29 protein-coding genes are annotated in these 26,405 nt (G+C 69.3%); 16 read left to right on the top strand and 13 right to left on the bottom strand.

Features of this window, described 5'->3' with window-relative positions; genetic code table 11:
- The first annotated feature begins 22 nt into the window (after nucleotides 1-22).
- The 6 genes from atpE (at nucleotide 23) to AC1RAD_RS01130 (ending at nucleotide 5,025) form a co-directional block, all read left to right on the top strand.
- Complete coding sequence (gene atpE, locus AC1RAD_RS01155; protein ID WP_062476044.1) at nucleotides 23-262, top strand: F0F1 ATP synthase subunit C; 240 nt, start codon at nucleotides 23-25, stop codon at nucleotides 260-262.
- 157 nt (nucleotides 263-419) lie between these two features.
- Nucleotides 420-1,625, top strand: a complete 1,206-nt coding sequence (locus tag AC1RAD_RS01150) for an ABC transporter substrate-binding protein (RefSeq protein WP_492733467.1) — start codon at nucleotides 420-422, stop codon at nucleotides 1,623-1,625.
- Between the two features lie 16 nt (nucleotides 1,626-1,641).
- Nucleotides 1,642-2,562 carry a branched-chain amino acid ABC transporter permease gene (locus AC1RAD_RS01145; RefSeq protein ID WP_062476050.1) on the top strand — a complete coding sequence of 307 codons (921 nt, stop codon included), beginning with the start codon at nucleotides 1,642-1,644 and terminating at the stop codon, nucleotides 2,560-2,562.
- Nucleotides 2,559-3,548, top strand: coding sequence for a branched-chain amino acid ABC transporter permease (locus AC1RAD_RS01140; protein WP_492733465.1), 990 nt, complete (start codon nucleotides 2,559-2,561; stop codon nucleotides 3,546-3,548). Before AC1RAD_RS01145 ends, AC1RAD_RS01140 begins: the two co-directional genes overlap by 4 nt.
- Nucleotides 3,545-4,300, top strand: a complete 756-nt coding sequence (locus AC1RAD_RS01135) for an ABC transporter ATP-binding protein (RefSeq protein WP_492733463.1) — start codon at nucleotides 3,545-3,547, stop codon at nucleotides 4,298-4,300. The genes AC1RAD_RS01140 and AC1RAD_RS01135 overlap by 4 nt, the downstream gene beginning before the upstream one ends.
- Nucleotides 4,297-5,025, top strand: a complete 729-nt coding sequence (locus AC1RAD_RS01130) for an ABC transporter ATP-binding protein (protein WP_062476058.1) — start codon at nucleotides 4,297-4,299, stop codon at nucleotides 5,023-5,025. The genes AC1RAD_RS01135 and AC1RAD_RS01130 overlap by 4 nt, the downstream gene beginning before the upstream one ends.
- 22 nt (nucleotides 5,026-5,047) lie before the next feature.
- Here AC1RAD_RS01130 and AC1RAD_RS01125 read toward each other — a convergent pair whose 3' ends face one another.
- The 12 genes from AC1RAD_RS01125 to gtdA form a co-directional block, all read right to left on the bottom strand.
- Nucleotides 5,048-5,656 (bottom strand): class I SAM-dependent methyltransferase, encoded by a 609-nt coding sequence (locus tag AC1RAD_RS01125; protein ID WP_492733459.1) that lies wholly within the window; start codon nucleotides 5,654-5,656, stop codon nucleotides 5,048-5,050.
- 17 nt (nucleotides 5,657-5,673) lie between these two features.
- Entirely contained in the window at nucleotides 5,674-6,378 is a 705-nt protein-coding gene (locus AC1RAD_RS01120; RefSeq protein WP_070063433.1) for an SDR family oxidoreductase, read from the bottom strand.
- Nucleotides 6,379-6,411: 33 nt separating this feature from the next.
- Complete coding sequence (locus AC1RAD_RS01115; RefSeq protein ID WP_492733457.1) at nucleotides 6,412-7,050, bottom strand: SMI1/KNR4 family protein; 639 nt, start codon at nucleotides 7,048-7,050, stop codon at nucleotides 6,412-6,414.
- Nucleotides 7,051-7,053: 3 nt separating this feature from the next.
- The gene (locus AC1RAD_RS01110) at nucleotides 7,054-7,662 is read right to left on the bottom strand and encodes a glutathione S-transferase (protein ID WP_492733455.1); all 609 of its coding nucleotides are present in this window, start codon (nucleotides 7,660-7,662) and stop codon (nucleotides 7,054-7,056) included.
- Between the two features lie 43 nt (nucleotides 7,663-7,705).
- Nucleotides 7,706-8,620: an acyl-CoA thioesterase gene (locus AC1RAD_RS01105; RefSeq protein ID WP_307636132.1), complete on the bottom strand. Its 915-nt coding sequence runs from the start codon at nucleotides 8,618-8,620 to the stop codon at nucleotides 7,706-7,708.
- A gap of 96 nt (nucleotides 8,621-8,716) precedes the next feature.
- Entirely contained in the window at nucleotides 8,717-9,412 is a 696-nt protein-coding gene (locus tag AC1RAD_RS01100) for a hypothetical protein (RefSeq protein ID WP_492733453.1), read from the bottom strand.
- 215 nt (nucleotides 9,413-9,627) lie between these two features.
- Nucleotides 9,628-10,989, bottom strand: a complete 1,362-nt coding sequence (locus AC1RAD_RS01095) for an FAD-dependent oxidoreductase (protein ID WP_492733451.1) — start codon at nucleotides 10,987-10,989, stop codon at nucleotides 9,628-9,630.
- Nucleotides 10,989-11,966 (bottom strand): Bug family tripartite tricarboxylate transporter substrate binding protein, encoded by a 978-nt coding sequence (locus tag AC1RAD_RS01090; RefSeq protein ID WP_062476081.1) that lies wholly within the window; start codon nucleotides 11,964-11,966, stop codon nucleotides 10,989-10,991. Before AC1RAD_RS01090 ends, AC1RAD_RS01095 begins: the two co-directional genes overlap by 1 nt.
- A gap of 85 nt (nucleotides 11,967-12,051) precedes the next feature.
- A complete protein-coding gene (locus AC1RAD_RS01085) occupies nucleotides 12,052-13,032 on the bottom strand; it encodes a Bug family tripartite tricarboxylate transporter substrate binding protein (RefSeq protein WP_492733449.1) in 981 nt (326 codons plus the stop codon).
- A gap of 55 nt (nucleotides 13,033-13,087) precedes the next feature.
- Entirely contained in the window at nucleotides 13,088-14,302 is a 1,215-nt protein-coding gene (locus AC1RAD_RS01080; protein WP_492733447.1) for a 3-hydroxybenzoate 6-monooxygenase, read from the bottom strand.
- Nucleotides 14,303-14,318: 16 nt separating this feature from the next.
- On the bottom strand, nucleotides 14,319-15,023 hold the full coding sequence (locus tag AC1RAD_RS01075) for a fumarylacetoacetate hydrolase family protein (RefSeq protein ID WP_159273551.1): 705 nt from the start codon (nucleotides 15,021-15,023) through the stop codon (nucleotides 14,319-14,321).
- 73 nt (nucleotides 15,024-15,096) lie between these two features.
- Nucleotides 15,097-16,179 (bottom strand): gentisate 1,2-dioxygenase, encoded by a 1,083-nt coding sequence (gene gtdA / locus AC1RAD_RS01070; RefSeq protein WP_369645014.1) that lies wholly within the window; start codon nucleotides 16,177-16,179, stop codon nucleotides 15,097-15,099.
- Nucleotides 16,180-16,310: 131 nt separating this feature from the next.
- Between gtdA and AC1RAD_RS01065 the strand changes: the two genes are divergently transcribed.
- From AC1RAD_RS01065 to AC1RAD_RS01040, 6 genes are all read left to right on the top strand, one after another.
- Nucleotides 16,311-17,207, top strand: coding sequence for a LysR family transcriptional regulator (locus AC1RAD_RS01065; protein WP_492733445.1), 897 nt, complete (start codon nucleotides 16,311-16,313; stop codon nucleotides 17,205-17,207).
- Between the two features lie 84 nt (nucleotides 17,208-17,291).
- Nucleotides 17,292-17,741, top strand: a complete 450-nt coding sequence (locus AC1RAD_RS01060) for an acyl-CoA thioesterase (RefSeq protein WP_062476095.1) — start codon at nucleotides 17,292-17,294, stop codon at nucleotides 17,739-17,741.
- Between the two features lie 88 nt (nucleotides 17,742-17,829).
- Nucleotides 17,830-18,318 (top strand): phasin family protein, encoded by a 489-nt coding sequence (locus AC1RAD_RS01055; protein WP_095950710.1) that lies wholly within the window; start codon nucleotides 17,830-17,832, stop codon nucleotides 18,316-18,318.
- A 126-nt stretch (nucleotides 18,319-18,444) separates the two neighbouring features.
- Nucleotides 18,445-19,152 (top strand): TetR/AcrR family transcriptional regulator, encoded by a 708-nt coding sequence (locus AC1RAD_RS01050; RefSeq protein WP_070063441.1) that lies wholly within the window; start codon nucleotides 18,445-18,447, stop codon nucleotides 19,150-19,152.
- A gap of 7 nt (nucleotides 19,153-19,159) precedes the next feature.
- Nucleotides 19,160-20,008: a tetratricopeptide repeat protein gene (locus AC1RAD_RS01045; RefSeq protein ID WP_172438466.1), complete on the top strand. Its 849-nt coding sequence runs from the start codon at nucleotides 19,160-19,162 to the stop codon at nucleotides 20,006-20,008.
- A gap of 81 nt (nucleotides 20,009-20,089) precedes the next feature.
- On the top strand, nucleotides 20,090-20,347 hold the full coding sequence (locus tag AC1RAD_RS01040; RefSeq protein WP_070063442.1) for an acyl-CoA-binding protein: 258 nt from the start codon (nucleotides 20,090-20,092) through the stop codon (nucleotides 20,345-20,347).
- A 13-nt stretch (nucleotides 20,348-20,360) separates the two neighbouring features.
- Here the strand turns inward: AC1RAD_RS01040 and AC1RAD_RS01035 are convergent, their stop codons facing one another.
- Nucleotides 20,361-21,599, bottom strand: coding sequence for a CaiB/BaiF CoA transferase family protein (locus AC1RAD_RS01035; protein WP_492733443.1), 1,239 nt, complete (start codon nucleotides 21,597-21,599; stop codon nucleotides 20,361-20,363).
- Nucleotides 21,600-21,906: 307 nt separating this feature from the next.
- Here AC1RAD_RS01035 and AC1RAD_RS01030 point away from each other — a divergent pair, with 307 nt between their 5' ends.
- From AC1RAD_RS01030 to AC1RAD_RS01015, 4 genes are all read left to right on the top strand, one after another.
- Entirely contained in the window at nucleotides 21,907-22,800 is an 894-nt protein-coding gene (locus tag AC1RAD_RS01030) for a helix-turn-helix domain-containing protein (RefSeq protein WP_062476111.1), read from the top strand.
- 119 nt (nucleotides 22,801-22,919) lie between these two features.
- Nucleotides 22,920-23,840, top strand: a complete 921-nt coding sequence (locus AC1RAD_RS01025; RefSeq protein WP_062476114.1) for an ABC transporter substrate-binding protein — start codon at nucleotides 22,920-22,922, stop codon at nucleotides 23,838-23,840.
- 49 nt (nucleotides 23,841-23,889) lie between these two features.
- Entirely contained in the window at nucleotides 23,890-25,407 is a 1,518-nt protein-coding gene (locus AC1RAD_RS01020; protein ID WP_492734536.1) for a sugar ABC transporter ATP-binding protein, read from the top strand.
- Entirely contained in the window at nucleotides 25,404-26,384 is a 981-nt protein-coding gene (locus AC1RAD_RS01015) for an ABC transporter permease (RefSeq protein WP_492733441.1), read from the top strand. The genes AC1RAD_RS01020 and AC1RAD_RS01015 overlap by 4 nt, the downstream gene beginning before the upstream one ends.
- The last annotated feature ends 21 nt before the right edge of the window (nucleotides 26,385-26,405 follow it).

Genomic DNA, 26,405 nt, shown 5'->3' with positions numbered 1-26,405 from the left:
TCATCAACCAGGAGAAAAAACCATGACCGGCTTCAACATCCTTCCGCTCGCCGTCGCCCTGCTGATCGGCATTGCCGCACTGGGTTCGTGCATCGGCATCGCGCTGGTGGGCCAGAAGTTTCTCGAAGGGACGACGCGCCAGCCCGAGCTGGTCGACACGCTGCAGACCAAGTTCTTCCTGGTCGCCGGCGTGACCGACGGCGCCTTCATCATCGCGACCGGCATCGGCCTCTGGTTCGCCACCGCAAGTCCGTTCGGTTGACGTTTTCGTAACCTTTCGCGAGGGTCCGGCGCGGCGAAGGCGACACGGTTCACTGGCACCATTCGTGCTAGTACCGTTGACACCGAATTGTTTACGGCTAAAGTATTTAACTATCAACAGTTCAGTTGTCTCAACCCTTCCCTAGCCGGAGAACCCGATGCGCCCCACGTTCCTGAAATCGCCCGCGCTGCCGCGCACCCTGATCTCGCTGCTGCTGTGCGGCGCCGCCCTCGGGGCCTCGGTGTCGGCCGTGGCCGCGCCGGTCAAGGTGGGTTTGGCCCTTGACATCTCGGGGCCTTTCGCGGCCCTGGGCGCCGAGGCGCGTGACGGCTTCGCGCTCGGCATCAAGCAGCTGAACGGCAAGCTCGGCGGGCAGGACGTGGAGTTCGTGCAGGCCGACATGGCCGGCAGCCCCGACCAGGCCAAGCAGCTGGTCGACCGCATGATCCAGCGCGACAAGATCGACATCTTCAGCGGCCCCATCGGCTCCAACGTGGCGCTGGCCGTGGGCCCGACGCTGTTCAACGCCAAGGTGCCGTACCTGTCGGCCAACGCCGGCCCGAGCCAGTTCGCCGGTGCCCAGTGCAGCCCCTACTTCTTCGGCACCGCCTACCAGAACGACCAGTTCCACGAGGCCGCCGGCAAGTTCGCGCAGGACCGCGCCTTCAAGAAGATCGTGCTCATCGCCCCCAACTACCCGGCCGGCAAGGATGCCCTGGGCGGCTTCAAGCGCCAGTTCAAGGGCCAGGTGGCCGACGAGCTGTACACCAAGCTGGGCCAGATCGACTACGCCGCCGAGCTCGCGCAGCTGCGCGCGGCCAAGCCCGACTCGATCTACTTCTTCCTGCCCGGCGCGATGGGTATCAACTTCATCAAGCAGTTCGTGGGCGCGGGCCTGTCCAAGGACATCACGCTCGTCACCAGCGGCTTCTCGGCCGACGAAGACGTGATCGGCGCCGTGGGCGAGCCCATGCTCGGCCTGTTCAACACCTCGCACTGGGCGCACGACCTGGACAACGCCGCCAACAAGGCCTTCGTGGCCGCCTTCCGCAAGGAATACAACGGCCGCTACCCGTCGGTGTACGCCGCGCAGGCCTATGACGCGATCCTCGCGATGGACGCCGCCGTGAAGCAGGCCGGCGGCAACGCGCAGAACCGCGAGGCCGTGGTGGCCGCCCTGAAGAAGGCCAGCTACGCCTCGACGCGCGGCACCTTCAAGTACGCCAACAACCACTTCCCCATCGAGAACTTCTACCTGCGCGTGATCGGCAAGGACGCGCAAGGCAAGGTGACGAACAAGCTGATCAACACGGTTCTCACGAACTACGGAGACAGCTACGCCGCCAAGTGCAACATGAAGTGATGCGGCTCGTCTTTTCATGAGCGGCATCCTCGTCCTCGAGCAATTGCTCAACGGCATCGGCTACGGCCTGATGCTCTTTCTTCTGGCGGCGGGCCTCACGCTGGTGTTCGGCATCATGGACGTGCTGAACCTGGCGCACGGCTCGCTGTTCATGGCCGGCGCCTACGTGGCGGCCGAGGCGCACACGCGCACCGGCTCGTTCGCCGCCGCCATCGTGGTGGCGGTGCTCGTCACCGTGGTGGTGGCGCTGCTGATCGAGGTGCTGCTGATGCGCCGCCTCTACAAGCGCGACCACCTGGCGCAGGTGCTCGCCACCTTCGGCGTGATCCTGGTGGCCGACGACATCGTCAAGATGATCTGGGGCCCCTCGCCCGTGATGGCACCCACGCCGGCCGCGCTCTCGGGCCCGGTCGAGCTGATGGACGGCCTGCCCTACCCCTCGTACCGCCTCGTGGTGCTCGCGGGCGGCCTGCTGATGGCGCTGGCGCTGTACGTGCTCGTGAACCACACGCGCATCGGCATGCGGGTGCGCGCAGGCGCGTCCGACCGGCCGATGGCCGAGCTGATGGGCGTGCGCGTGGGCCGCATCTTCAACGGCGTGTTCCTGCTCGGCGCGGCGCTGGCCGCGCTGGCCGGCGCGCTCATGGGCCCGATCGTCGCGGTGCAGGTGGGCATGGGCGAAGCCATCCTGATCCCGGCGCTGGTGGTGCTGGTGATCGGCGGCATCGGCTCGGTGCGCGGTGCCTTCGTGGCCGCGCTGCTGGTCGGCGTGGTCGACACCATCGGCCGCGCCTTCGTGCCGATGCTGCTGCGCGCCACGCTGCCGCCCGCCACGGCGGCCGACCTGGGGCCGCTGTTCGCCGAGGTGGCGATGTACGCGCTCATGGTCGTCGTATTGATCTTCCGGCCTTCCGGCCTTTTCTCGGCCCGCGCATGAAACCCTCGTCACGCACCTTCGGCCTCGGGCTGCTCCTCGTGGCGCTCGCGGCCTTTCCGCTGGTCGCGCCGCTGTTCGGGCTCGACTTCTACATCGGCTTCGTGCGGCGCGTGCTCGTCGTCGCGCTGGCCGCCGCGAGCCTGAACTTCATCCTCGGCTTCGGCGGCATGGTGGCGCTCGGGCATGCGGGCTTCATCGGCATGGGCGCCTACACGGTGGTGGCGCTCAGCGACGCCGGCGTGATGTCGGCCTGGATCCTGTGGCCCATGGCTGCGCTGGTGGCCGGCCTCGTCGCCGCGCTGATCGGCACGGTGGCACTGCGCACGCGCGGCGTGTACTTCATCATGACCACGCTGGCCTTCGCGCAGATGCTGTACTTCGTCGTCGTGTCGCTGCGCAAGTACGGCGGCGACGACGGCTACACGCTCATGTCGCGCCCCACGCTGCTGCCGGGCCTGGACCTGGGCAACGAATCGACCTTCTACTGGGTGGTGCTCGTGGTGGTGGCGCTTGCGCTGTGGTGGCTGCACCGCGCCACGCAGGCGCGCTTCGGCCATGCGCTGATGGGCATCCGCGACAACGAGACGCGCATGCGCGCGCTGGGCTACCCGGTGTTCCGGCTGCAGCTCGTGGCCTTCGCCATCGCGGGCGCGATCGCCGGGCTGGCCGGCGCGCTGCTGGCCGGCGGCAACGGCTTCGTGAGCCCCGCGACCATGCACTGGACGCAGTCGGCCACGCTGGTGGTGATGGTCGTCATCGGCGGCCTGGGCCGCAGCTGGGGCGGGCCGGTGGGCGCCGTGGTCTGGCTGGTGCTCGAGGAAGCGCTCAAGCAGCACACCGAGCACTGGCACATGCCGCTGGGCCTGCTGCTGATCGCCGTCGCCCTCTGGGCCCCGCGCGGCCTCGCCGCACTGTCGACGAAACGCCGCACGGTCGCAGCAGCAGCGGCTTCCGCTGCAACTGCCGCAGGGAGCGCCAAGCCATGAGCCTGTTCAGAATCGAAGGGTTGGTCAAGCGCTTCGGCGGCCTGCTGGCGACCGACCATGTGAGCCTCACGGTGGAGCGCGGCGAAGTGCATGCGCTGATCGGTCCCAACGGCGCGGGCAAGACCACGCTGGTGAACCTCATCACCGGCCTGCTGGAGGCCGACGCGGGCCGGCTGATGCTCGACGGGCAGGACATCACGGCCTACAAGGACCACCAGCGCGTGGCCGCCGGCATGTCGCGCTGCTTCCAGGTGACGCGCGTGTTCGCGAAAGAAACAGTGCACGACAACCTGATGCTCGCGGCGCAGGCCCATGCAGGGAGCAGCCTGCGCTTCCTGGCACCGCGTGCGAACGAACGCGACCTCGTCGACCGCGCCCACGCGCTGGCCGACCGCGTGGGCCTGGGCAGCGAGCGCCACCGCATCGCGGGCACGCTGCCGCACGGCGCGCAGCGCGCGCTCGACGTGGCCTTGGCATTGGCCGCCGAACCCAAGCTGCTGCTGCTCGACGAGCCGATGGCCGGCATGGGCCCCTACGAGTCGGCGCGCATGGTCGATCTGATCGAATCGCTGCGCGAATCGATGGCCATCCTGCTCATCGAGCACGACATGGACGCCGTGTTCCGTCTTGCCAACCGGCTCACGGTGCTGGTGCAGGGCAAGGTGCTGATGAGCGGCACGGCCGACGAAGTGCGGGGCCACCCCGATGTGCAAGCCGTGTACCTCGGCACCGAAGCGGAAGGACACGCATGAGCACGACGACCACGACATCCACCCTGCTCGAGGCCACCGCCATCGAAGCCGGCTACGGCGCCAGCCAGGTGCTGTTCGGCATCGACGTGCGCGTCGGTGCGGGCGAAGTGATGGCGCTGCTGGGCCGCAACGGCATGGGCAAGAGCACGCTGCTGAAGGTGCTGACCGGCACCATCGCACCGATGCGCGGCGGCGTGCAGTTCTGCGGCGCGGCCATCGGCGGCCACCGGCCCGACGCCATCGCGCGGCGCGGCATGGCCATCGTGCCCGAGGGGCGCCATGTGTTCCCCAACCTCAGCGTGGACGAGCACCTGCGCGCCTTCGCACGGCCCCGGCCCGGCAGCGCGCCGCGCTGGACCGTGGAGGCGCTGTACAAGCTCTTTCCGCGCCTGTCGGAGCGCAAGGCCAACGCGGGCAACCAGCTCTCGGGCGGCGAGCAGCAGATGCTGGCCATTGCCCGCGCGCTGTCGACGCACCCGCGCCTGCTGATCCTGGACGAAGCCACCGAAGGCCTGGCGCCGGTGATCCGCGAGGAGATCTGGCACTGCATCGCCACGCTGAAGTCCGAAGGCGAGGCGATCCTGGTGGTCGACAAGTACGTGCAGCGCCTGCTGCCGCTGGCCGACCGCCACGTGATCCTCGAACGCGGGCGCGTGGTGTGGCAGGGCGACTCAGCTGCGCTCGACGCCGACCGGTCGCTGTGGACGCGCTACCTGGGCGTGTGAGTCGGCGTTCGTCCGTTCGCTGCTAGCGCGGACGGCACGCCAGGAAGTTAGCCCACGTCACGTCGTCGCGGCCGATCCACTGGCTGTCCCATTGCAGGTCAAGGCCCGCCGCCGCCAGCGCGTCGGCGAACGCGTCTTTCGCCCAGTACACGGTCTGGTAGTCGCCGAGGGTCTCGCCTTCGCCGATGCGCATGGCCGCGAGAAAAACCCCGCCGGGCGCGAGCGCGTCGAACACGTTGCGCAGCACCGGCGCGATCTGCGCGCGATCGACATGGATCAGCACGCACATCGCCAGGACCGCGTCGTAGGGCCCGCCCAGCGCGTCCGTGACGACGTTGAGCAGCTCGCCCTTCTTGCCGCGTTCGGCCTGCAGGTCGAGAAACGCCTGGACCGCATCGGTGCGCCTCACGACGCCGCCCAGGGATTCGACGAAGTCGGCGTCCTGCCCCGACCCGGAACCGATCTCGAGCACGGTGCCGCCGGCGGGCACGCGCTGCATCATGCGGCGCACCGCGTCCTCGATCTCGGGCGGCCGATGGCCCGCCACGATCGCGTTGTAGTCGCGCGCGGACGCTTCGTAGGACGCAAGGGTGCGGTCCATGTGCTCGTGCACCGGGGTGGGGACGGTCATGGGCGCCTTTGCCGGGGTCAGACCGAGCGCGTGATGCCGCCGTCGACGCGCAGGTTCTGCCCCGTGATGTAGCCCGCGCCCTCGGAGGCCAGGAAGCCGATGGTGGCGGCGATCTCGGCGCTGCGGCCGTAGCGGCCCATCGGGATGCGCTCGCGGAACACTTCTTTCTCGGGCAGGCTGTCGATGAAGCCGGGCAGCACGTTGTTCATGCGCACGTTGTGCTTGGCGTACTGGTCGGCGAAGAGCTTGGTGAAGGCCGCGAGGCCGGCGCGGAACACGCCCGAGGTCGGGAACACCGGGTCGGGCTCGAAGGCGGCGAAGGTCGAGATGTTGATGATCGCGCCGCCGCCCTGCTTCACCATGTGCGGCGCCACGAGGCGCGCGGGGCGCACGGCGCTCAGGAAGTAGACGTCCATGCCGCGGTGCCAGTCGTCGTCGCTGATCTCCAGGATCGGCGCGCGCGGGCCGTGGCCGGCGCTGTTCACGAGCACGTCGATGCGGCCCCATTCGGCGATGACCTTGTCCACGAGGCGCTGGATGTCGTCGTTCGACTGGTTGGAGCCGGTGACGCCGAGGCCGCCGAGTTCCTGCGCCAGCGCCTCGCCCTTGCCCGACGAGGACAGGATGGCGACGCGAAAGCCGTCGTCCGCGAGCTTGCGCGCCGCGGCGGCGCCCATGCCGCTGCCGCCGGCGGTGACGATGGCTACTTTCTGATCTGACATGGTGGGTTCCTCCTTCGGATGAAACCCCGTAGCCTACCCCTCGATGTCCCAGCGCGCTTTCACGGGGAAAGGCGCGCTGTCCTGCAGGGTGAAGCGCTTCAGGTCTTCCTCGAACTCGGCCTGCGGCATCAGCGAGGGCACCTGCTCGGGCCTGGCGCGCGGGCCCGTCTTGAAGGGCCGCGACACCAGCGGCTGCCGGCTCAGCGCCTGCAGGTAGGCGGCGGTTTCCGTGTCGTCCATGAAAGCCGTGACGGTGGCCACGTCGGCCGCGATGCGCTCGGCCATCTCGGGCTCGGACAGGTCCCAGTCGCCGAGGTAGCTCAGGTCGACAAAGGCTTCCAGGAATTTCGCGCAGACGAAATCGGCGAACGAGCCATGGCCGACGCTGCTTTCCTCGTCGTCGTGCCACACGAAGGCCACGCCCACGGCGCCGCCATCCAGCGGCACGAGGCAGTAGGCGTCGCCCGCGCCCGATTGCGCAAAGGGCAGGAAGCGGCGGCCGTCCTGCCACTTGGCGTCGAGCCACTCATCGAGGTCGTTGGCCGCCTGCTCGGCGTCCAGCCACTCGAAGTCGGGGAAGCCGACCAGATCGGGCGGCCCGCTGGCGAGGAGCTGTTGCAGCAGCGGGGGAATTTCGATGCCGGTGCGGCGCGAGAGATCGTCGAACGTCATCGTTCAGGCCGTCGGCAACGTGGCCTGCATCGACGGCCGGTGGTTGAACGCCGCGAACCACTTCGCGCTGTTCGGCGCCTGGGCGCGCCAGTCCACCGAAGGAAAGCGGAAGTCCATGTAGCCCAGCGCGCAGCCGAAGGCGATGGTGCCGATGTCGACGCGATCGCCGAACGACGGCGCCGCCGCCTCGAGCCATTCGAGGCCGGTGCGCACCTTGTCGAGCTGGCCGTCGGTCCAGTCGCTCCAGCGCAGCGCCTCGGGGCGCAGCATGGTCTCGTAGCGCGCGAGCAGCGCGGCGCCGGTCATGCCGTCGGCCAATGACAGCTCGGTCAGGCGCGCCCAGCGCGCGGGCCCGGAGGCCGGGAACAGACCGCCGGCGTACGCGGTGTCGAGGTACTCGCAGATCACGCGGCTGTCGAACAGCGCCTGGCCGTCGTCGGTGAGAAAGGTCGGCACCTGGCCCAGCGGGTTGGTCGGCAGGATTCGGGCGTCGCGCTTCACCGGGCCGGCCGCGCTGGGCAGCTTCTCGATGCGGTCGGCCACGCCCAGCTCGTGGGCCACGACCATGCATTTGCGCACGAAGGGAGACGCGGGAGAGAAGAAGATCTTCATGGCCGGAGTGATCGAGTAGGTGTTGAAAAAGGAGGCAGGCCGTTCAGCCCGTGATCGGCGTGCGCGGCGATCCCGGCTTGCGGATGCGCAGCATGCCCTCTTGCGCCGCCGAGGCCACGAGGCGGCCGTCGCGCGTGTAGAGGCTGCCGCGGCACAGGCCGCGCGCGCCGCCCGCGCTGGGCGAATCGACCACGTAGAGCAGCCAGTCGTCGAAACGGAAATCGCGGTGGAACCACATCGCGTGGTCCAGGCTGGCGGGGCGCACCTGGCCGCTCATGAAGCTCAGGCCGTGCGGCAGCATCGCGGCGCGCAGCAGGCCGTGGTCGGAGGCGTAGGCCAGCAGCGCGCGGTGCACCGTCAGGTCGTCGGGCAGCGGCGCGATGGCGCGCATCCAGATGGCGCTCTGGTTCTCGGTCGGGCGCACCTCGGGCCGCAGCAGGTCTTCGGGGTCGACGCGCCGGTACTCGATGCCGTGCGGCTGGATGGCCTTGGAGCGCCAGGGTTCGGGCAGGCGGTCGCCGAGCGCGATGCGCTGGTCGAGTTCGCTGGTCAGGCCGTCGGGGCCTTCGACGGCGGGCATGGGGAACTGGTGCTCGACGCCCTCGTCCACGGTCTGGAACGAGGCCGACATCTCGAAAATGATGCGGTCCTGCTGGCGCGCCACCACGTGGCGCGTGGTGAAGCTGCGGCCGTCGCGCACACGGTCGACGCTGTACTCGATGGGCGCGTGCTCGCCGGGCAGCAGGAAGTAGGCGTGCATCGAATGCACCGGGCGCTCCGCGCCCACCGTGAGGCTGGCGGCCATGAGCGACTGGCCGAGCACCTGGCCGCCGAAGACGGCGGGCGTGCCGATGTCCTCGCTCTGGGCCAGGAAGCGGTCGCCGCCCAGGGGTTCGAGCTGCATGAGGGCGACGAGGTCGGCAACGAGGCGGGCGGCAAGGACGGGTTCGGGGGTCATCGGGGGAAGGGATTCGGCGCAGAAAAGCAATCCACGACGATAGCAAAGGCCGGGCCCGCGCGCTGTCGCGGCCCGGTCAGCGCCTCCCGGGCGGGCCTACTTGAAGAAGCAGATGTCCAGCATCAGGCGCAGGCTGCAGCCGTGGTCGGTGCCGCCGTCCACCATGCGCACCGGCACGCCGCCCAGCAGCATCGCGCCGTCGGCGCCGTACGCCAGCGGCGAACGCGCGGCCTGGGCGAACGGGCCGCTGAGCGTTTCCTGCTCGACGTACTTCAGGTACTGGCGCCGTGAGAAATCGACCGTGTCGGCCGACTTCAGCGCCACCGCCGCGTAGCGCTTGCCATAGACCGTGCCGAAGTAGCGCAGCACCGGCCCGGTGCGGTCGCCGTACTTCACCTCGGCCTTCGCGAAGCCGGTCTGGACGAGGAAGTTGCGGTCTTCAGGGGTCAGATCGGCGTCGAAGGCCATCAGCACGTACTGGCCTTCGAAGCTCTGGTTGCGCGCCACCTTCAGTTCGCCGATGAGCGCGGGCGTGACCTTGGTGCGGCCGTCCCAGCGCAGCAGCGCGGCCACGGACGGGTCGCCGTCGAACACGTAGTGGTAGTTCTCGCCGGCGATGGCGACCTTGCGGCCGTCCTTGGCCGCGACGAAGCTCAGCACGCGGTCCTTGCCGTGGACGGGGTCGCCCTCGGGGGTGCTGGCGCAGCCCACCTGCAGCAGGCCGAAGGCGGCGCAGGCCAGCGCCAGGAAGAGCCGACGCGCGGGGGTCGACAGCGAAGAAGAAAGAGGCACGGTGTGTCCGGGGTTCGAGTTCATCCAGCCCCGGACTCTAGCGCCGCGCCGCGCTCAGAAGGTGTGAATGAATCCGGCGTGGCCGAGCAGCCTGCCCAGGCGCGCCCCCTCAAGGCGCAAAGCGCAGCCATAGCCGGGCTATGGCGAGCATTTGCAACGCAGAGGGGGCGTGTCTGGGCGGGATGAGCGGGCATGGCGGATTCGTTCACACCTTCTCAATGGTCCAGGTCGACGCCGTCGGCCGCCAGCTTTTTCTGCAGCGCCGCCACGTCGATCGCCGCGAAGCGCCCGCTGCCCAGCGAGGCCGCCGCGGTGCCCGCCGCCTGCCCCATGACGAAGCAGCCGCCGCTGGCGCGCGCGGCCGACTGGCCTTCGTGCGTCATCGAGGCGCAGCGCCCGGCCACCAGCAGGTTGTCGAGCGTCTGCGGCACCAGCATGCGCCACGGCAGGTGGTTGTAGGCGTTGGCTTCGTCGCGCGGGAAGGCCCACTCGATGCGGCCGTCGGCGTGCATTTCCATCGGCCAGGCGTTCAGGCCGATGGTGTCCTCGAAGGTGGCCGAGCCGAGGATGTCTTCGCGGCCCAGCGCGTACAGGCCCTGGATGCGCCGCGTCTCGCGGATGCCGACCTGCGGCGCGATCTCCACGATGGCCGACGGCGCGAAGCCCGGCACCTCGGCCTGCAGGAACTTGAAGTACGCCGCGATCTGGCGCCGGCCCTCGAGCTCGCCGTCGCTGAGCTCGCGCGCATCGACGCCGTTCATCGCGCGGCCTTCGGCGTTGCGGATCTGCGTGACGTTGGCGCGCCACTCGCGCGGGTCCTTGTTGGGCCGCAGGATCGCGCCTTCGCGCGGAAAGCTGTACTTGCCCGGGTGCTGCTGCTCGGCGCGCGCCATGAAGCCGTTGATGGCCGAGAACTCGCCCACCGCTTCCAGCGCGGCCGGCGCGTCGACCTGGCCGATGCGGAACATGGTGGTCGGGAACAGCCCGCTGCCGTGGCCGTCGCCCACTTCGAAGGGCACGCCCGCGAAGGCCGCCACGTCGGCGTCGCCGCTGGCGTCGATGAAGGCGTTGGCGCGGATCGCCTGGCGGCCCGATTTCGTTTCGACCACCAGCGCGGCGATGCGCGCGCCGTCGTGCAGCACCGCCGCGGCATACGCGTGGAACAGCATCTGCACGCCGGCCGCCTCGAGCAGCTGGTCGGCGGCCAGCTTGTAGGCCGAGGTGTCGTACGAGCGCACGCAGATGCGCCCGCCCATGCCGTTCTGCGGCGCGTTCATGCCGTTGAAGCCGGCGATGCGGTCGATGAGGTCGTCGACCACGCCGCGCACCAGCTGCGTCATCTCGCCGCGGCGCTTGCCGTACAGGCCCGCGAAGTTGGTCACGCCGCCCGCGGTGCCCATGCCACCGAGAAAACCGTAGCGCTCCACCAGCAGCGTGCGCGCGCCGTGGCGCGCGGCGCTCACGGCGGCAGCAATGCCGGCGGGGCCACCGCCGACCACGACCACGTCGAAGTCGCCGAACACCGGCAACGCGCGTGCCGGTTCGGTCAGGGTGTTTTGCTGCGTCGTCGCCGTCATCACTGCAGTTTGATCCCGCGCGTGGAAATGATCTTGCTCATGATCGCCGCCTCTTCCTTCACGCGCGTGCGCATGCCGTCGGGCGAGGTGCCCACGGCCTGCCAGCCTTGCTCGAAGAGCTTGCGGCGCACGTCGGGGTCTTTCATGACGATCTCGATCTCGCGGCTGATGCGTGCCTGCGCGGGCTTCGACAGGCTGGCCGGGCCGAGCAGCGCCACCCACACCTCGAGGCTGAAGTCTTTCACGCCGGCGTCGGCCAGCGGGGCGATCTCGGGCACCAGCGCGCTGCGTCCGCCCGTGAGGCCCACGGCCTTGAGCTTGCCGGCGCGGATCTGCGGCATGGCCACGCCCGGCGGGATCAGGCCCATCTGCACCTGGTCGCCGAGCATGCCGGTGACGACCTGCGGGTTGCCCTGGTAGGGCACGTGCTCGGGCTTGAAGCCGTTCACGCGGCTCTTGAGCAGTTCCATGCCCAGGTGGCCGACCGAGCCCACGCCCACCGAGCCGTAGTTCCACTTGTCGCCGGCCTGGCGCGCGGCGTCGAAGAAGGCGGTGCCCGAGGGCAGGCTGTTCTGCGCCACGAGCACCAGCGGCGCGGTGGCGATGAGCGACAGGTACGTGAAGTCCTTCGCCGGGTCGTACGGCAGCTTGGGGTACAGCATCTTCGACGACGTGAGGTTGCCGTTGATGACGATGCCCAGCGTGTGGTCGTCGGTGGCCTTGGCCACCTGGTCGGCCGCGATGTTGCCCGAGGCGCCGGCCTTGTTGTCCACCACGACCGGCTGGCCCAGCGCGCGGGACAGCGGCTCGGCGATGGTGCGCGCCGCGATGTCGGGCGTGGAGCCGCCCGGGAAACCCACCAGCAGGCGGATCGGCTTGGTCGGCCACGCGGGGGTGTCGGCGCTGGCGGACAGCGGCAGCGCCGCGGTGGCGGCCAGGCCGCAGGCGATCAGGAGGGCTCTCTTGGTGGCTTGCATGGAAAAAGACAGTTAAAAGGTAAACAAAAATGCAAAGAGAGCCAGCTTAACTGGCGCGCCGAGCCCTGGGCAAGGCGCACCCTCGTCAGTCGAGGCTGATGTTGCCCCGGCGCACCAGCTCGCCGTACACCTTCGACTTGGCCTCGGCGTTGCGCTCGATCTCCTCGGGCGACCAGGCCAGCGGCTCGAAGACGAAGGTGTCGAAGCGGGCGCGGATGTCGGGGTCGGCGATGACCTTGGCCACGTCGGCGTTGATCTTGGCCTTCACGGCCGCCGACACGCCCTTGGGCGCCAGCAGCGACACGAAGGAATTGACCTCCAGCGAGGTCGGACCGCCGGCCTCGGCCATGGTGGGCACGTCGGGCATCTGCGGGATGCGCTTGGGCGCGGCCACGGCGATGTAGCGCAGCTTGCCGGCCTTGTAGATGCCCTGGCTCGACGGGATGCTCGCGAAGGCCCATGGCACCTCGCCGGTGCCCACGTTGGAATACAGCTGCGACACCTCACGGTACGGCGCGTGCCGCATGCGGATGCCCGTGAGCGCCTCGAGCTGCTGCGCGCCCAGGTGGCCCGGGCTGCCGACGCCCCACGAGCCGTAGACGATGCCCTCGGGGTTGGCCTTGGCGGCGGCGATCAGGTCGCCCATGGTCTTCCACTTCGACTCGGTGGCCACGGCCACGAAGAAGGGCGTGCGGAACAGCGAAGCGACCGGGTCGAAGTGCTGCAAGGTCACGAAGTTGCGCGACTTGTACAGGTGCGGCAGCGCGGCGATGTGCTCGCTGTCGAGTTGCAGCAGCGTGTAGCCGTCGGGCGCGGCGCGGCGCGCCTGGTCGATGGCGATGAAGCCGCCGCCGCCGGGCCGGTTGTCGACCACCACGCGCTGGTTCCACAGCCGCGAGAGCTTGTCGGACACGAGGCGCAGCACCGCGTCGGGGCCGCTGCCGGCCGCGAACGGGGTGATCAGCGTCACCGGCTTGCTCGGGTAGTCGCTGCCCTGCGCCCAGGCGCCGGAGGCGGCGGTCAGGGCCAGGACGGCGGTCGTCAGCAATGCGCGCGGAAAGTTCATGGGGTGTCTCCTGGGCCTTCGGCCTCGTTGGTAGGGATCGGGTGAAAGAACCGTGTCAGCGCGGCGCGGGCGCCTCGCCCAGGCAGTGCTCGGGTCGCCAGGCGTAGAGCCATTCGACCGCATCGTAGAAGCGTTCAGGCGTGCGCCCGGTCCACAGGCTGTTGCGCACCAGGCGCTCCACGCCCTGGGCGTGGTACAGGCGCCCCATCTCGCGCACCGACAGCACGACGCGCGCGCAGCGTGCGATGCGGGCCTGTTCGTAGCGCTGGAAGGCGGCGGTCATGTCGAAGTCGCAGGCCTTCACGGCCTCGCCGAGCGTCACGGCGTCTTCGAGCGCCATGCAGGCGCCCTGCGCGAGGTACTGCATCATGGGATGCGCCGCGTCGCCCAGCAGCGTGGCCGGGCCGTCGCTCCAGCGCTCGACCGGGTCGCGGTCGGCGGTGCTCCAGCGGCGCCACGAGGTCGGACGGTCGAGCAGCTGGCGCGGGCGCGCGTGCACGCCTTCGAAGTACGACAGCACCTCTTCTTTGCTGCCGTCGGTGACGCCCCATTCTTCGGCATCGCGGCTGTGGAAGGTGACGACCAGGTTGTATTGCTCGCCGTGACGCAGCGGGTAGTGCACGAGGTGGCAGTTCGGGCCGGCCCAGACCACGGGCGCGTTCCATTGCAGGTCGGCGGGCATGTCGGCCGCGGGCACGACGGCGCGGTAGACCACATGGCCCGACACGCGCGGCGCGTCGCCGATGAGCTTGGCGCGCACGACCGACTTCACGCCGTCGCAGCCGACGATGGCGTCAGCCTGGAAGCGGCGGCCGTCGCGCGTGACGGCCGTGACGCCATGCGCGCCGGTGTCGATCGCCTCGACCTGCGCCGAGGTGTGGAAGCGGATCAGCGGATGCTGCTTCACGGCCTCATGGATCGCGCCGTGCAGGTCGGCCCGGTGGCTCACGGCATACGGGTTGCCGAAGCGTGCGCGGAAGGCCTCGCCGACGGGCACCGAGGCCACTTCGCTGCAGTCGACCGCGTCCATCATCACGAGCCGGTCGGTGAACACCGAGCTGCGGCGCACGGCCTCGCCCACGCCCAGCGCGTCGAGCGCCGCGAAGGCGTTGGGGCCGAGCTGCAGGCCGGCGCCGATCTCGCCGATGACGGCGCTCTGTTCGAGCAGGTCGATGGCCACGCCCAAGCGTGCGAGCGCGAGCGCGGCGGCCATGCCGCCGATGCCACCGCCGACGAGCAGCACGGAAGGAGGATGCTTCGAGAGGGTCATGCGCGGGCCGGGGCGCTCAGTCGATGCGAACAGTCAGGGACGGCAGACGCTCGATGCTGACCTTGATCGTCTGGCCCGGCTTCACCGCGCCCACGCCTTCGGGCGTGCCCGTGAAGATCAGGTCGCCGGGCTGCAGTGCGAACAGCGTCGAGAGGTTGGCGATGACTTCGTTCACCGACCAGATCAGGTGCGTGATGTCGCTGTTCTGGCGCACCTGGCCGTCGACCTCGAGCGTGATGGCGCCGGCGTTGATCTCGCCCACGTCGGCCAGCGTGCGCAGCGGCGCGATGGGGGCCGAGAAGTCGAAGGCCTTGCCGATCTCCCAGGGGCGGCCGGCTTCGCGCATCTTCATCTGCAGGTCGCGGCGCGTCATGTCCAGGCCCACGGCGTAGCTGTGGATGTGGCTGGCGGCCTGGTCGACCGGGATGTCCTTGCCGCCCTTGCCGATGGCGACCACCAGTTCGGCTTCGTAGTGGTAGTTGCTCGTGAGCGACGGGTACGGCACGGCACCGGTGGCGCCTTCGGCCACGGGCACGACCGAGGCGTCGTCGTTGGGCTTGCAGAAGAAGAACGGCGGTTCGCGGTCGGGGTCGAAGCCCATCTCGCGCGCATGCGCCGCGTAGTTGCGGCCGACGCAGTAGACGCGGCGCACGGGGAACTGCTGGTCGGAGCCGACGATGGGCAGGCCGACGATGGAAGGGGGCGTGAAGACGAAGGACATGGAAGCTCCTGCCGCATGAGACGGCACATCAGACAAACAAGAAAAAGAAAGAAGAAAGGACGGTCCCGCGCTTTCAGGCGTCTTCGAGAAAGGCTTCGCGCAGGATGCCCATGGCCTGCTGCACGGGGCGGTCGGAAAAGCTGAAGAGCACGGTGTCTTCGTTCGGCGACGACAGGCGCAACGGCGCCCACGAGGGCACGACGAAGGTGTCGCGCGGGCCGAAGTCGAAACGCTGGCCGGCGATTTCGGCCGTACCGTGGCCTTCGACCACGCTGTAGACCGTGCCGTCGGTGGCGCGGTGCGCCTGGCCCGCGAAGCCCTTCGGCAGCAGCTGCAGCTGGGTCGAGATGGTCGGCATCGGCGAGCCGCCCGTCAGCGGGTTGATGTAGCGCAGCTTGTGGCCGAGCCAAGCATCGGGCGCTTCCTGCTTCTGCAACTGGGCCAGCGCCTCGCGGCTGCGCAGGTAGGGGTAGTTGAAGATCGGCGAGGTGGCCGAGGTGTGGTCGTGCCGCACCGGCACCATGTTGTGGCCGAAGCGCGCCAGGCTGTGGCCTTCGGGGCGCGCCACGTGCTGCACCTTGGCGTCGTCGTTCTCGGCGAAGCCGGCGTCGAAGAAGCGCAGCATGGGAATGTCGAGCCCGTCGAGCCAGACCACCGGCTCGGTCACGCCTTCGATGCCTTCGTTGCCGTGGTCGTGCCAGGCCCACGAAGGCGTGATGATGAAGTCGCCGGGGTGCATCGTCGTGCGCTCGCCGCCCACGGTGGTGTAGGCGCCCTTGCCGTCCACGATGAAGCGCAGCGCCGACTGCACATGGCGGTGCGACGGTGCCACCTCGCCCGGCATGATGAGCTGCAGGCCGGCGTAGATCGACTGCGTGATCGACGCGTTGCCGGGCAGCGCCGGGTTCTCGAGCACCAGCACGCGGCGCACGGCCTCTTCGGCGGTGATGAGGTCGGCCGACTCCATGAGCAGCGGGCGGATCTCGTCGTAGCGCCACAGCGCGGGCACGCACGGGCTCGCGGGTTCGCGCGGCACCAGCACGTGCAGCGACTCCCACAGCGGCGAGAGGTTCAGCGGGCGGATGCGGGCGTAGTAGTCGCGGCGCTCGGCGGCGTTGGCCGGTGCGCTGGCGGCATGGGAAGAAGCGGGGTTCATGGGGTCGGTGTCTCCGTTGGCGGCATTGTTGACCCGCACCACTATTTCCTCAAGACCGCGTGCCAATACACGGAATTCGAAATTTCGATAATGGTGCCTTTCGCCTTCAGGGCTCCGCCCCGCCTCACCCCATGTCCAAGCTCGATCTCGAATGGCTCGCCGTGTTCGACGAGGTCTACAAGACCGGCAACGTCACCAAGGCGGCCGAGCGCCTGGGCATGGCGCAGGCGGCGGCCAGCACGGCGCTGAACAAGCTGCGCGCGCACTTCGACGACCGCCTGTTCACCCGCACCGCGCAGGGCATGCAGCCCACGCCGCACGCCGAGCGCATCTACCCGAACCTGCGCGGGGCGCTGGCGCAGCTGGCGCAGGCGCAGGGCAACCGCAGCAGCTTCGAGCCGGCGCGCGCGCAGCGGCGCTTTCGCATCTGCATGACCGACATCAGCGAGGTGGTGCTGCTGCCCGGCCTGCTCGACCACCTGCGCCATGCGGCGCCGGGCGTGCACATCGAGACCGAGATCATCTCCACCCACAGCGGCCGCCGGTTGCAGGACGGCGACGTCGACCTGGCCGTGGGCTTCATGCCGCAGCTGGACGCGGGCTTCTACCAGCAGGTGCTGTTCATGCAGAACTTCGTCTGCCTGGCGGCGCAGAACCACCCGCGCATCGGCGCCAAGCTCACGCGCAAGCGCTTCGAGGAAGAGGCGCACGCGGTGGTGTCCAGCTCGGGCACGGGGCACGCCATCGTCGACACCACCATCGCGCGCCTGGGCCTCAAGCGCAACGTGGTGGTGCGGCTGTCGAGCTTTTTGAGCGTGGCGCGCATCGTGGCCCACACCGAGCTGATCGTGGTGGTGCCGCGCATCCTGGGCAACGTGCTGGCCACGCAGGAGCCGGTGAAGGTGCTGGCGCCGCCCTTCACGCTGCCGGCCTACGCCGTCAAGCAGCACTGGCACGAGCGCTTTCATGCCGACCCGGGCAATGCCTGGCTGCGCCGCACGCTGGCCCAGCTGTTCAGCGGCAGCTGAACGGCGCCAAAGGGCACCAAGGGGCGCCCGGGCGCTCGCATAATCGCGGCTCCCCACCCACAGCCCACAGAAAAAAGGCGCCCCATGTCTTCCATCACCCTCCGATTCCTGGCCGAACCCAGCACCGTCAACTTCGGCGGCAAGGTCCACGGCGGCACGGTCATGAAGTGGATCGACGAGGCCGGCTACGCCTGCGCCACCAGCTGGGCCAAGCGCTACTGCGTCACCGCCTTCATCGGCAGCATCCGCTTTCACCGGCCGATCATGATCGGTGACCTGGTCGAGGTCGAGGCCCGCCTGGCCTACACCGGCAAGACCAGCATGAACATCTCGGTCGAGGTGCGCAGCGGCGACATGAAGGGCGGCGTGATGGAAAAGACCACCGAATGCCTGATCGTGTTCGTCTCGGTCGACTCGCACGGCCGGCCGCTGCCGGTGGAAGCCTTCGTGCCCGGCACGCCCGGCGAAATGGCGCTGGCCGAGCGCGCCAAGGCGCACCTGGACGCCAGCCGCGCCGCCGGCGGCACGCCCTGATCCCGGGCGCGGGGATAGGCGGCGCGCCCTAACCACGGGGCGCCCGGGCGGCTAGAGTCGTGCGATTGCATCCCAAGGAACACATCGCATGGCCACCTCCCGAGACGACGACAGCAACGACAAGACCGACCGCATCAAGGACTCGGCCCAGCAGATCTGGCTGGCCGGCCTCGGCGCCTTCGCCAAGATGCAGCAGGAAGGCAGCAAGGCCTTCGAGGCGCTGGTCAAGGACGGCGCCGGCATGCAGAAGAAGACCCAGCAGGCCGCCGAGGAAACCCTGGCCCAGGCCCAGCAGCGCATGGCCGGCTTCGCCAGCGAGTTCGGCACCAAGGCCGCCGGCCAGTGGGGCAAGCTCGAGAACATCTTCGAAGACCGCGTGGCACGCGCGCTCGAAAAGCTCGGCGTGCCCTCGGCCGCCGACGTGGCTGCGCTGCAGGCGCGCGTCGAGGCACTCGAGGCCCAGCTCAAGCAGCGCGATGCCAAGACCGCCGCCACGGCGCCCCGCAAGTCCGCCGCGCGCAAGGCCGCCACCGCCCCCGCCGCCAAGAAGACCCTGCGCCGCACCAAGGCCGGCTGACATCGTTCTGTAATTGCGGCACTGCACAAAAATTCAGCGCCGCAAAACATGTCCCGCACCGTTCATGGTGCAGCGCACATGCGCTAGAGTGCCCCCAAGACCAAGAGAAACCACGGGGGCACCGACATGGCAAAGAAGGCGCCACGCCGCACTGCGCAACGCATCCTCGAAGCTGCATTGGATTTGTTCAACCGCTTCGGGGAACCGAACGTGTCGACCACGCTGGTGGCCGGCGAGTTGAATATCAGCCCCGGCAATCTCTACTACCACTACCCCGCCAAGGAAGAGCTGATCAACAAGCTCTACGAAGGCTACGAAGCCGAGCTCAACGAGCTGCTGCACGCCAGCGAAGGCGTGCACGACGTGGAGGACGCCTGGTTCTTCATGCACAGCCTGTTCGAGCTGATCTGGCGCTACCGCTTCCTGTACCGCGACCTGAACGACCTGCTGAGCAAGAACCGGCACCTGGAGACCCAGTTCCAGCTCGTGCTCAAGAACAAGGCGCGCGCCATCCGCCAGCTGATCGCCGGCCTGAGCCGCGCGGGCCACTTGGACATCGACGCGCACGAAGTCGACACGCTGGCCCAGAGCATGGTCGTCGTGCTGACCTACTGGCTCAGCTACGAATACGTGCGCAACCCGCGCCAGGCGCTGGAGCCCGCGCACGCGCAGGGCGCGCTGATGCGCGGCGGCCACCACACGCTGCACCTGCTCGCGCCCTACCTCGCACGCGACCAGCGCCGCCACCTGCTGGCGCTGAGCAATGCCTACAACGGCGAAAGCGCCGCCAGCAACCCCAGCCCCGTGCCACCGACTGTCGATATGGCGGCCTAGAACATCCATGCCCCACTCCGATTTCAAACCGCTCTCGCTGCTGTCCGCCGGCCCTGCCGCGGCCACGGCCACCGCCGGCACCGAACCCTGGACGCCCCTTCCCTACCCCGACGTGCCCCGCTACGACGCGCGCAGCCTGCTCGCCCACTGGCAGCGCCTGCACGCCGGCCACGCACTGCCGCCGCCCGCGCCCGACGCGCCGCTGGCCGAAGGCTGGGCGCTGTACCACAGCGGCGAGTTCGAACGCGCCGCCGCCCTCGGCTTGCGCCACGGCCCCGACGGCCTGGCGCTCGCCAACCAGGCGACCGCCATCTACGCCAACTACCTGGAGCCGCGCGAGGCCGTGCGGCTCGCCATGTTCCGCCAGGTGATCGAACGCGCCGGCGCGCAGGTCGCTGCCGAGCCCGACAACTGCCAGGCGCTCTACTGGCAGGCCTACGCGCTGGGCCGCTACAGCCAGGGCATCAGCGTGGCGCGCGCCCTGGCGCAGGGCCTGGGCACCAAGCTCAAGGGCGCGCTGGAGCACGTGATCGAACTGCAGCCGGAGCACGGCGACGCGCACCTCGCACTGGCCGCCTTCCACGCCGAGGTGATCGACAAGGTCGGCGCGCTGGTCGGGCGCATGACGTACGGCGTGCGCGCCGAAACCTCGATCGAACTGTTCGAGCGCGGACTGGCGCTGCACCCGCAGTCGGCGGCCGGGATGATGGAGTACGCGCGTGCGCTGCTGATGCTGCACGGCGAGTCGCGCCTCGGCGAGGCGAACGGGTTGTACGAGAAGGCGGCGGCGCTGACGCCGGCGGATGCGCGGGAGCGGTTGGATGTGGAGCTGGCGCGGGCCGGCCTGACGGACTGAAGGGCCTGCATGCTCACGATTGGTACCACTTGGTACCAATCCATTTAAGATGCGCGGTTTCCGACCTTCTTCCCGACTGCCATGTCCGACCTCAACGCCCAATTCGAAGCCGCCCAGGCCAACTCCAAGCTGCTGGCCGAGCGCCCCGACAACCCGACGCTGCTGAAGATCTACGCCCTGTTCAAGCAGGCGACCGAAGGCGACAACACCGCCAAGAAGCCCAGCTTCAGCGACATCGTCGCGCGCGCCAAGTGGGACGCGTGGACCGCCCAGAAGGGCGCCACCGCCGACGAGGCGAAGCAAAAATACATCGACCTGATCGAATCCCTGCGCGCCTGACCGGCCACACCGGCTAGCCGACGATCCCGCGTTCCTGCAGCGCGGCGATCTGCTCGGCGCTCAACCCGATCTCCTCCAGCACCGCCTGCGTGTCCGCCCCCAGCGCCGGCGCATTGCGCCGGTGGCCGGCCGGCGTGAGCGACAGCTTGGGCACGAAGCCGGGCACCGCGAGCGCGCTGCCGTCCGGCATCTTCACCTGCTGCAGCATGCCGCGCGCGGCGTAGTGCGGGTCGGCCGCGATGTCGGCGATGGTGTAGATGCGCCCGGCGGGCACGTGCGCCGCATCGAGCGCGGCCAGCACCTCGGTCACCGTGCGCTGCGCGGCCCAGTCGCCGATGGCGGCATCGAGCATCCCGACCTGCGCCACGCGCCCCGTGTTGCCGGCCAGCGCCGGGTCGGCCGCGAGGTCCGGCCGGCCGATGCAGGCCATGAGCCGCTTGAAGATGCTGTCGCCGTTGCCCGCGACGATGGCGTAGCCGCCGTCCGCGCAGCGGTAGGCGTTGGTGGGCGCAATGCCCGGCAGCGCACTGCCGGCGGCCTCGCGCACCGCGCCGAATTCGGCGTACTCGGGCAGCAGGCTTTCCATGCAGTTGAAGACCGCCTCGTACAGCGCGACGTCGACCACCTGGCCCCGGCCCTTCGGGAATTCAGCGCTCACGGTGGCGTGGCGGTGCTGCATGGCCATCAGCACGCCGATCACGCCATGCAACGAGGCCAGCGTGTCGCCGATCGACACGCCCACGCGCACCGGCACGCGGCCCGGTTCGCCCGTGAGGTGGCGCAGCCCGCCCATGGCCTCGGCCACCACGCCGAAGCCGGGGCGGTCGCGGTAGGGGCCGGTCTGGCCGTAGCCGCTGATGCGCAGCATGACGAGCGCGGGGTTGGCGGCCAGCAGCGCGTCGGGCCCCAGGCCCCAGCCTTCCATCGCGCCGGGACGGAAGTTCTCGACCAGCACGTCGGCCTCGGCCGCGAGCTGGCGCACGATGGCCTGCGCCTCGGGCTGGCGCAGGTCCAGCGCCAGCGAGCGCTTGTTGCGCGACTGCACCTGCCACCAGACGGAGGTGCCGTCCTTCAGCAGCCGCCAGGTGCGCAACGGGTCGCCCGCGCCGGGCGGCTCGATCTTGACCACGTCGGCGCCGAAGTCGGCCAGCGTGCGCGCCGCGAAGGGGCCGGCGATCAGTTGCCCGAGTTCGACGACCTTGAGGCCGGCCAGCGGACCCGCGGCCGGAGGGGAAAGAGAGCTTTGCGTCATGGCTTGCGAGTGTGCCGTGCCGCCCGGAGTACCGGGTCAGGCCGGGAAAACACCTATGAAATCTTGACACGGCGCGACGCGCCTCTTTTGCACCGCAGCAATTGCGCTCCCGCACGCGCCACGCCCCGAGGAGAAAGGGGTTTGCTGCAGCGCAGCGAGCCGCCGTACCCCTCGCCACCGGGCAGGACCGCGACTCAAAAAAGTATCAGTTGCGCACCCCAACGCTGGTTGTTGGCATCCGGAGCGATTCGTACAGTCCGCCTCACCCCCAACCCGGGGGCCATACACAGAGGAAAGACCGCCGGCCATGCAACCCGATCTGGAAATCGTCGAAGTCCAAGGTGACGAATCGTTCACCGCCTGGGCGCACGGCTATCCGTATCGCACGGTGCGCTGGCACTTCCATCCCGAGTACGAGATCCAGCTGATCGTCGAGACCCAGGGCGTGTACTTCGTGGGCGACCACGTCGGTCACTTCGAGCCGGGCAACCTCGTGTTCATGGGTCCCGACCTGCCGCACAACTGGATCAGCGACGTGCCCGCCGGCCAGAGCGTCGAGCGCCGCGGCATCGTGATCCAGTTCCCGGCCGCGCTGGTGCGCAACATGGCGGCCACCTTCCCCGAGTTCCGCCGCATCGAGCCGCTGCTGGCCGAGTCGGCCTCCGGCCTGCTCTTCTCGGCCGCCACCGCCGCCGCGGCCAAGCCGATCATGGAAGCGCTGCTCGAGGCGCGCGGGCTGCGCCGCGTGGTGCTGCTGCTGTCGCTGTTCGAGCTCCTGGTGGCCAGCGACGACCGCCAGCGGCTGGCCAGCCCCGCGTTCACGCCCGACCCCAAGGCCTTCATGTCGCACGCGATCAACAACGTGCTGGCGCACATCGCCGCCAACCTGGGCGACGAGCTGCGCGAGCCGATGCTGGCCGAGCTGGTGGGCCAGAGCCCGAGCGCGTTCTCGCGGTCGTTTCGCAAGCACACGGGACAGTCGTTCGTGCGCTACGTGAACCGGCTGCGCATCGGCCGCGCCTGCGAACTGCTCGCCAACAGTGACAAGCCCGTGCTCGACGTCTGCATGGACGTGGGCTTCAACAACGTGTCGAACTTCAACCGGCAGTTCCTGCTGCACAAGCGCATGCCGCCGACCAAATTCCGACACTTTCATCGCATGCAGCTCGCTGCATCGCGCGCCGCCAACAGCCCGCCGTAGCGCGCCGCCCCGTGTTCCCCGCGTCGTTCCTGGCGCGGCGCACTTCGCGCCGCGCAGGGCGCCCCTTTGCCCGCGTTTTTTGCAGACCGTCACACAACCAACCTCAAGGAGACAACCCAATGAAGAGCCTTCTCAAAGCCACCGCCCTCGTCGCCGCCCTGGCCTGCGGCACCACCGCCGCACTGGCACAGGCGCCCAAGCAGCCGCTGCGCATCGGCATGACCTTCCAGGAACTGAACAACCCCTACTTCGTGACGATGAAGCAGGCCCTGGAAGAAGCCGCCGCCAGCATCGGCGCCACCGTGGTCACCACCGATGCGCGCCACGACGTGGCCAAGCAGATCGGCGACGTGGAAGACATGATCCAGAAGAAAATCGATATCCTGCTGCTGAACCCGACCGACTCGGCCGGCGTGCAGTCCGCGGTGCGCTCGGCCAAGAAGGCCGGCGTGATCGTGGTGGCGGTCGACGCCAACGCGCAGGGCCCGGTCGACTCGTTCGTGGGCTCCAAGAACCTCGACGCCGGTCGCCTGGCCTGCGAGTACCTGGCGAAGAACATCGGCGAGAAGGGCGACGTGGCCATCCTCGACGGCATCCCGGTCGTGCCGATCCTGGAGCGCGTGAAGGGCTGCCGCGAAGCGCTGGCCAAGTACCCCGGCATCAAGGTCGTGAGCACGCAGAACGGCAAGCAGGAACGCGCCACCGCGCTCACCGTGACCGAGAACATCCTGCAGGCCAACAAGAACCTCAAGGGCGTGTTCAGCGTGAACGACGGCGGCTCGATGGGCGCCCTCGCCGCCATAGAGGCCAGCGGCAAGGACGTGAAGCTCACCAGCGTGGACGGCGCACCCGAGGCCATCAAGGCGATGCAGAAGGCGGGCTCGAAGTTCATCGCCACCACCGCGCAGTACCCGCGCGACCAGATCCGCCTGGCCATCGGCATCGCGCTGGCGAAGAAGTGGGGCGCCAACGTCCCCGCGGCCGTGCCGGTCGACGTGAAGCTCATCGACGCCGAAGGCGCCAAGACCTTCAGCTGGTAAGTTGCCGGACGCGCCGCCCGTGACCGTCACGTACGAACCACCCCGGGAGATGCTGCGGCTGGAAGGCGTGTCCAAGCGCTTCCCGGGCGTGAAGGCCCTGTCGAACATCGACCTCTCGGTGCGCCAGGGCGAGGTGCACGCGCTGCTCGGCGAGAACGGCGCGGGCAAGTCGACGCTGATGAAGATCCTCGGCGGCATCCACCAGGCCGACGAGGGCCGCATCGTCATCGACGGCACCGAGTGCCACTTCGCCGGCTACGGCGACGCCATCGCGGCGGGCATCGGCATCATCTTCCAGGAGTTCAGCCTGGTGCCGTACCTGAACGCGGTGGAGAACATCTTCCTGGGCCGCTACCTCACGAACCGCTTCGGCCTCATGGACCAGGCCGCCATGCAGCGCGAGGCCCGCGCGGTGTTCGACGAACTGGGCGTGCAGATCGACCTCGGCGTGCCGATCTGCCAGCTCTCGGTGGCGCAGCAGCAGTTCGTCGAGATCGGCAAGGCGCTGTCGCTGAAGGCACGGCTGCTGGTGCTCGACGAACCCACCGCCACGCTCACGCCCAACGAGGCCGAGCACCTGTTCAAGGTGATGCGCGCGCTGCGCGCCAAGGGCGTGGCGATGATCTTCATCTCGCACCACCTGGACGAGATCTTCGAGGTGTGCGACCGCATCAGCGTGTTGCGCGACGGCGCCAACGCCGGACACGCAGAGGTGGCCGCCACGACCGTGGATGCGCTGGTCGAGATGATGGTGGGCCGGCGCATCGAACAGAGCTTTCCGCCCAAGCCGCAACCGGCACCAAACGGACGCAAGGTGCTCGAGGTGCCCGAGATCCAGCTCGTGAAGGACGGTCCGGTCAATCGCTTCGACCTGCACGCGGGCGAGATCCTCGGCTTCGCGGGGCTGGTGGGCTCGGGGCGCACCGAGCTCGCGCTGGGCATGATGGGCGCCGACCGCACGCACCGCAAGACGGTGTTGCGCAACGGCCAGCCCGTGCGCCTGGACGACCCGACGCAGGCGCTCGCGCACGGCATCGGCCTGCTGCCCGAAAGCCGCAAGGTCGAAGGGCTGATCACCGACTTCACGATCCGCTTCAACATCTCGCTGAACAACCTCGGGCGGCACCGCCGCGCGGGCGTGGTCGACACGGCGTCTGAAAAGCGCGCGGCCGACGAACTCTCGCGCCGCGTGGGCGTGAAGGCGCCGGGCATCGACACCCGCGTGGCCACGCTGTCGGGCGGCAACCAGCAGAAGGTGGTGATCGCGCGCTGGCTCGGCCACGACTGCGAGGTGCTGATCTTCGACGAGCCCACGCGCGGCATCGACGTGGGCGCCAAGGCCGAGATCTACCAGCTGATGCGCGAACTCACGCGCCAGGGCAAGTCGATCCTGATGATCTCCAGCGAGCTGCCCGAGATCGTCGGCCTGTGCGACCGCGTCGCGGTGTTCTCGGGCGGCGCCATCGTGGCCACGCTCACGGGCGACGCGATCAACGCGGGCGAAATCATGCGCCACGCGACGTCGTCCTCTCCCTCCCTTTCCTCTTCCTCCGGGAGCCCCTCATGACTGCCACCGCCACCCATCCCACGCCGCCCGTGCCCGCGGGCGGGTTCTTCACGCAGCTGCGCCGCTCCACGGCCTTCCTGCCGCTGGTCGGCCTGGTCGCCATTTCGGTCTTCATGATCGTGGCGACCGACAACTTCCTCTCGGTGAGCAACCTGCAGAACATCGCGCTGCAGTCGTCCATCAACGCGATCATCGCGGTGGGCATGACGGCCGCGATCCTCACGGGCGGCATCGACCTCTCGGTGGGCGCGGTGGTGGCGCTGTCGGGCACGCTGGCCTCGGGGTTGATGGTGAACTTCGGCCTGCCGCCCGTGCTCGCCGTGCCACTCGGGCTCGGCGTGGGCGCGGTGATCGGCCTGTTCAACGGCTACTGCGTGGCCTACCTGCGCATGCCGCCGATCATCGTGACGCTGGCCACCATGGGTATCGCGCGCGGCATCGCCCTGATCTACACCGGCGGCTACCCGATCGACGGGCTGCCCGAGTCGTTCGCCTTCCTGGGCAGCGGCACGCTCGCGGGCCTGAAGGTGCCGATCCTCATCATGCTGGCCACCTACCTCGTGGCCTACGTGCTGCTCAACATGGCGCCCTTCGGCCGCTACGTGTACGCCATCGGCGGCAACGAGGAAGCCACGCGGCTGTCGGGCGTGCGCGTGTCGCGCTACAAGCTGCTGGTGTATGTGCTCAGCGGCCTCACGGCCGCCATCGCGGGCATCGTGCAGGCCGCGCGCGTCACCAGCGGCCAGCCCGGCGTGGGCGTGGGCTTCGAGCTCGACGCCATCGCAGCGGTGGTGATGGGCGGCACGTCCATCGCGGGCGGCCGCGGCGCCATCGTGGGCACGCTGGTCGGCGCGCTGCTGCTGGCCGTGCTCAACAACGGTCTCAACATGATCGGCGTGTCGCCGTACCTGCAACTGATCATCAAGGGCGGCATCGTCCTGCTCGCCATCTTCATCAGCCGCGAGGCCCGTCGCTGACCTCTTCTCCTCCGCCTCTTC

Source organism: Variovorax sp. GW823-FHT04B03, assembly GCF_058796495.1.
Note: the sequence above shows the minus strand (reverse complement) of the source record. Positions and strands in the feature narration are given on the sequence as shown.

Bases quoted from the DNA above. Each gene is read 5' to 3' on its own strand.
- atpE (WP_062476044.1), top strand. From the start codon at position 23: ATGACCGGCTTCAACATCCTTCCGCTCGCCGTCGCCCTGCTGATCGGC.
- AC1RAD_RS01150 (WP_492733467.1), top strand. From the start codon at position 420: ATGCGCCCCACGTTCCTGAAATCGCCCGCGCTGCCGCGCACCCTGATC.
- AC1RAD_RS01145 (WP_062476050.1), top strand. From the start codon at position 1,642: ATGAGCGGCATCCTCGTCCTCGAGCAATTGCTCAACGGCATCGGCTAC.
- AC1RAD_RS01140 (WP_492733465.1), top strand. From the start codon at position 2,559: ATGAAACCCTCGTCACGCACCTTCGGCCTCGGGCTGCTCCTCGTGGCG.
- AC1RAD_RS01135 (WP_492733463.1), top strand. From the start codon at position 3,545: ATGAGCCTGTTCAGAATCGAAGGGTTGGTCAAGCGCTTCGGCGGCCTG.
- AC1RAD_RS01130 (WP_062476058.1), top strand. From the start codon at position 4,297: ATGAGCACGACGACCACGACATCCACCCTGCTCGAGGCCACCGCCATC.
- AC1RAD_RS01125 (WP_492733459.1), bottom strand. From the start codon at position 5,656: ATGACCGTCCCCACCCCGGTGCACGAGCACATGGACCGCACCCTTGCG.
- AC1RAD_RS01120 (WP_070063433.1), bottom strand. From the start codon at position 6,378: ATGTCAGATCAGAAAGTAGCCATCGTCACCGCCGGCGGCAGCGGCATG.
- AC1RAD_RS01115 (WP_492733457.1), bottom strand. From the start codon at position 7,050: ATGACGTTCGACGATCTCTCGCGCCGCACCGGCATCGAAATTCCCCCG.
- AC1RAD_RS01110 (WP_492733455.1), bottom strand. From the start codon at position 7,662: ATGAAGATCTTCTTCTCTCCCGCGTCTCCCTTCGTGCGCAAATGCATG.
- AC1RAD_RS01105 (WP_307636132.1), bottom strand. From the start codon at position 8,620: ATGACCCCCGAACCCGTCCTTGCCGCCCGCCTCGTTGCCGACCTCGTC.
- AC1RAD_RS01095 (WP_492733451.1), bottom strand. From the start codon at position 10,989: ATGACGGCGACGACGCAGCAAAACACCCTGACCGAACCGGCACGCGCG.
- AC1RAD_RS01090 (WP_062476081.1), bottom strand. From the start codon at position 11,966: ATGCAAGCCACCAAGAGAGCCCTCCTGATCGCCTGCGGCCTGGCCGCC.
- AC1RAD_RS01085 (WP_492733449.1), bottom strand. From the start codon at position 13,032: ATGAACTTTCCGCGCGCATTGCTGACGACCGCCGTCCTGGCCCTGACC.
- AC1RAD_RS01080 (WP_492733447.1), bottom strand. From the start codon at position 14,302: ATGACCCTCTCGAAGCATCCTCCTTCCGTGCTGCTCGTCGGCGGTGGC.
- AC1RAD_RS01075 (WP_159273551.1), bottom strand. From the start codon at position 15,023: ATGTCCTTCGTCTTCACGCCCCCTTCCATCGTCGGCCTGCCCATCGTC.
- gtdA (WP_369645014.1), bottom strand. From the start codon at position 16,179: ATGAACCCCGCTTCTTCCCATGCCGCCAGCGCACCGGCCAACGCCGCC.
- AC1RAD_RS01065 (WP_492733445.1), top strand. From the start codon at position 16,311: ATGTCCAAGCTCGATCTCGAATGGCTCGCCGTGTTCGACGAGGTCTAC.
- AC1RAD_RS01060 (WP_062476095.1), top strand. From the start codon at position 17,292: ATGTCTTCCATCACCCTCCGATTCCTGGCCGAACCCAGCACCGTCAAC.
- AC1RAD_RS01055 (WP_095950710.1), top strand. From the start codon at position 17,830: ATGGCCACCTCCCGAGACGACGACAGCAACGACAAGACCGACCGCATC.
- AC1RAD_RS01050 (WP_070063441.1), top strand. From the start codon at position 18,445: ATGGCAAAGAAGGCGCCACGCCGCACTGCGCAACGCATCCTCGAAGCT.
- AC1RAD_RS01045 (WP_172438466.1), top strand. From the start codon at position 19,160: ATGCCCCACTCCGATTTCAAACCGCTCTCGCTGCTGTCCGCCGGCCCT.
- AC1RAD_RS01040 (WP_070063442.1), top strand. From the start codon at position 20,090: ATGTCCGACCTCAACGCCCAATTCGAAGCCGCCCAGGCCAACTCCAAG.
- AC1RAD_RS01035 (WP_492733443.1), bottom strand. From the start codon at position 21,599: ATGACGCAAAGCTCTCTTTCCCCTCCGGCCGCGGGTCCGCTGGCCGGC.
- AC1RAD_RS01030 (WP_062476111.1), top strand. From the start codon at position 21,907: ATGCAACCCGATCTGGAAATCGTCGAAGTCCAAGGTGACGAATCGTTC.
- AC1RAD_RS01025 (WP_062476114.1), top strand. From the start codon at position 22,920: ATGAAGAGCCTTCTCAAAGCCACCGCCCTCGTCGCCGCCCTGGCCTGC.
- AC1RAD_RS01020 (WP_492734536.1), top strand. From the start codon at position 23,890: ATGCTGCGGCTGGAAGGCGTGTCCAAGCGCTTCCCGGGCGTGAAGGCC.
- AC1RAD_RS01015 (WP_492733441.1), top strand. From the start codon at position 25,404: ATGACTGCCACCGCCACCCATCCCACGCCGCCCGTGCCCGCGGGCGGG.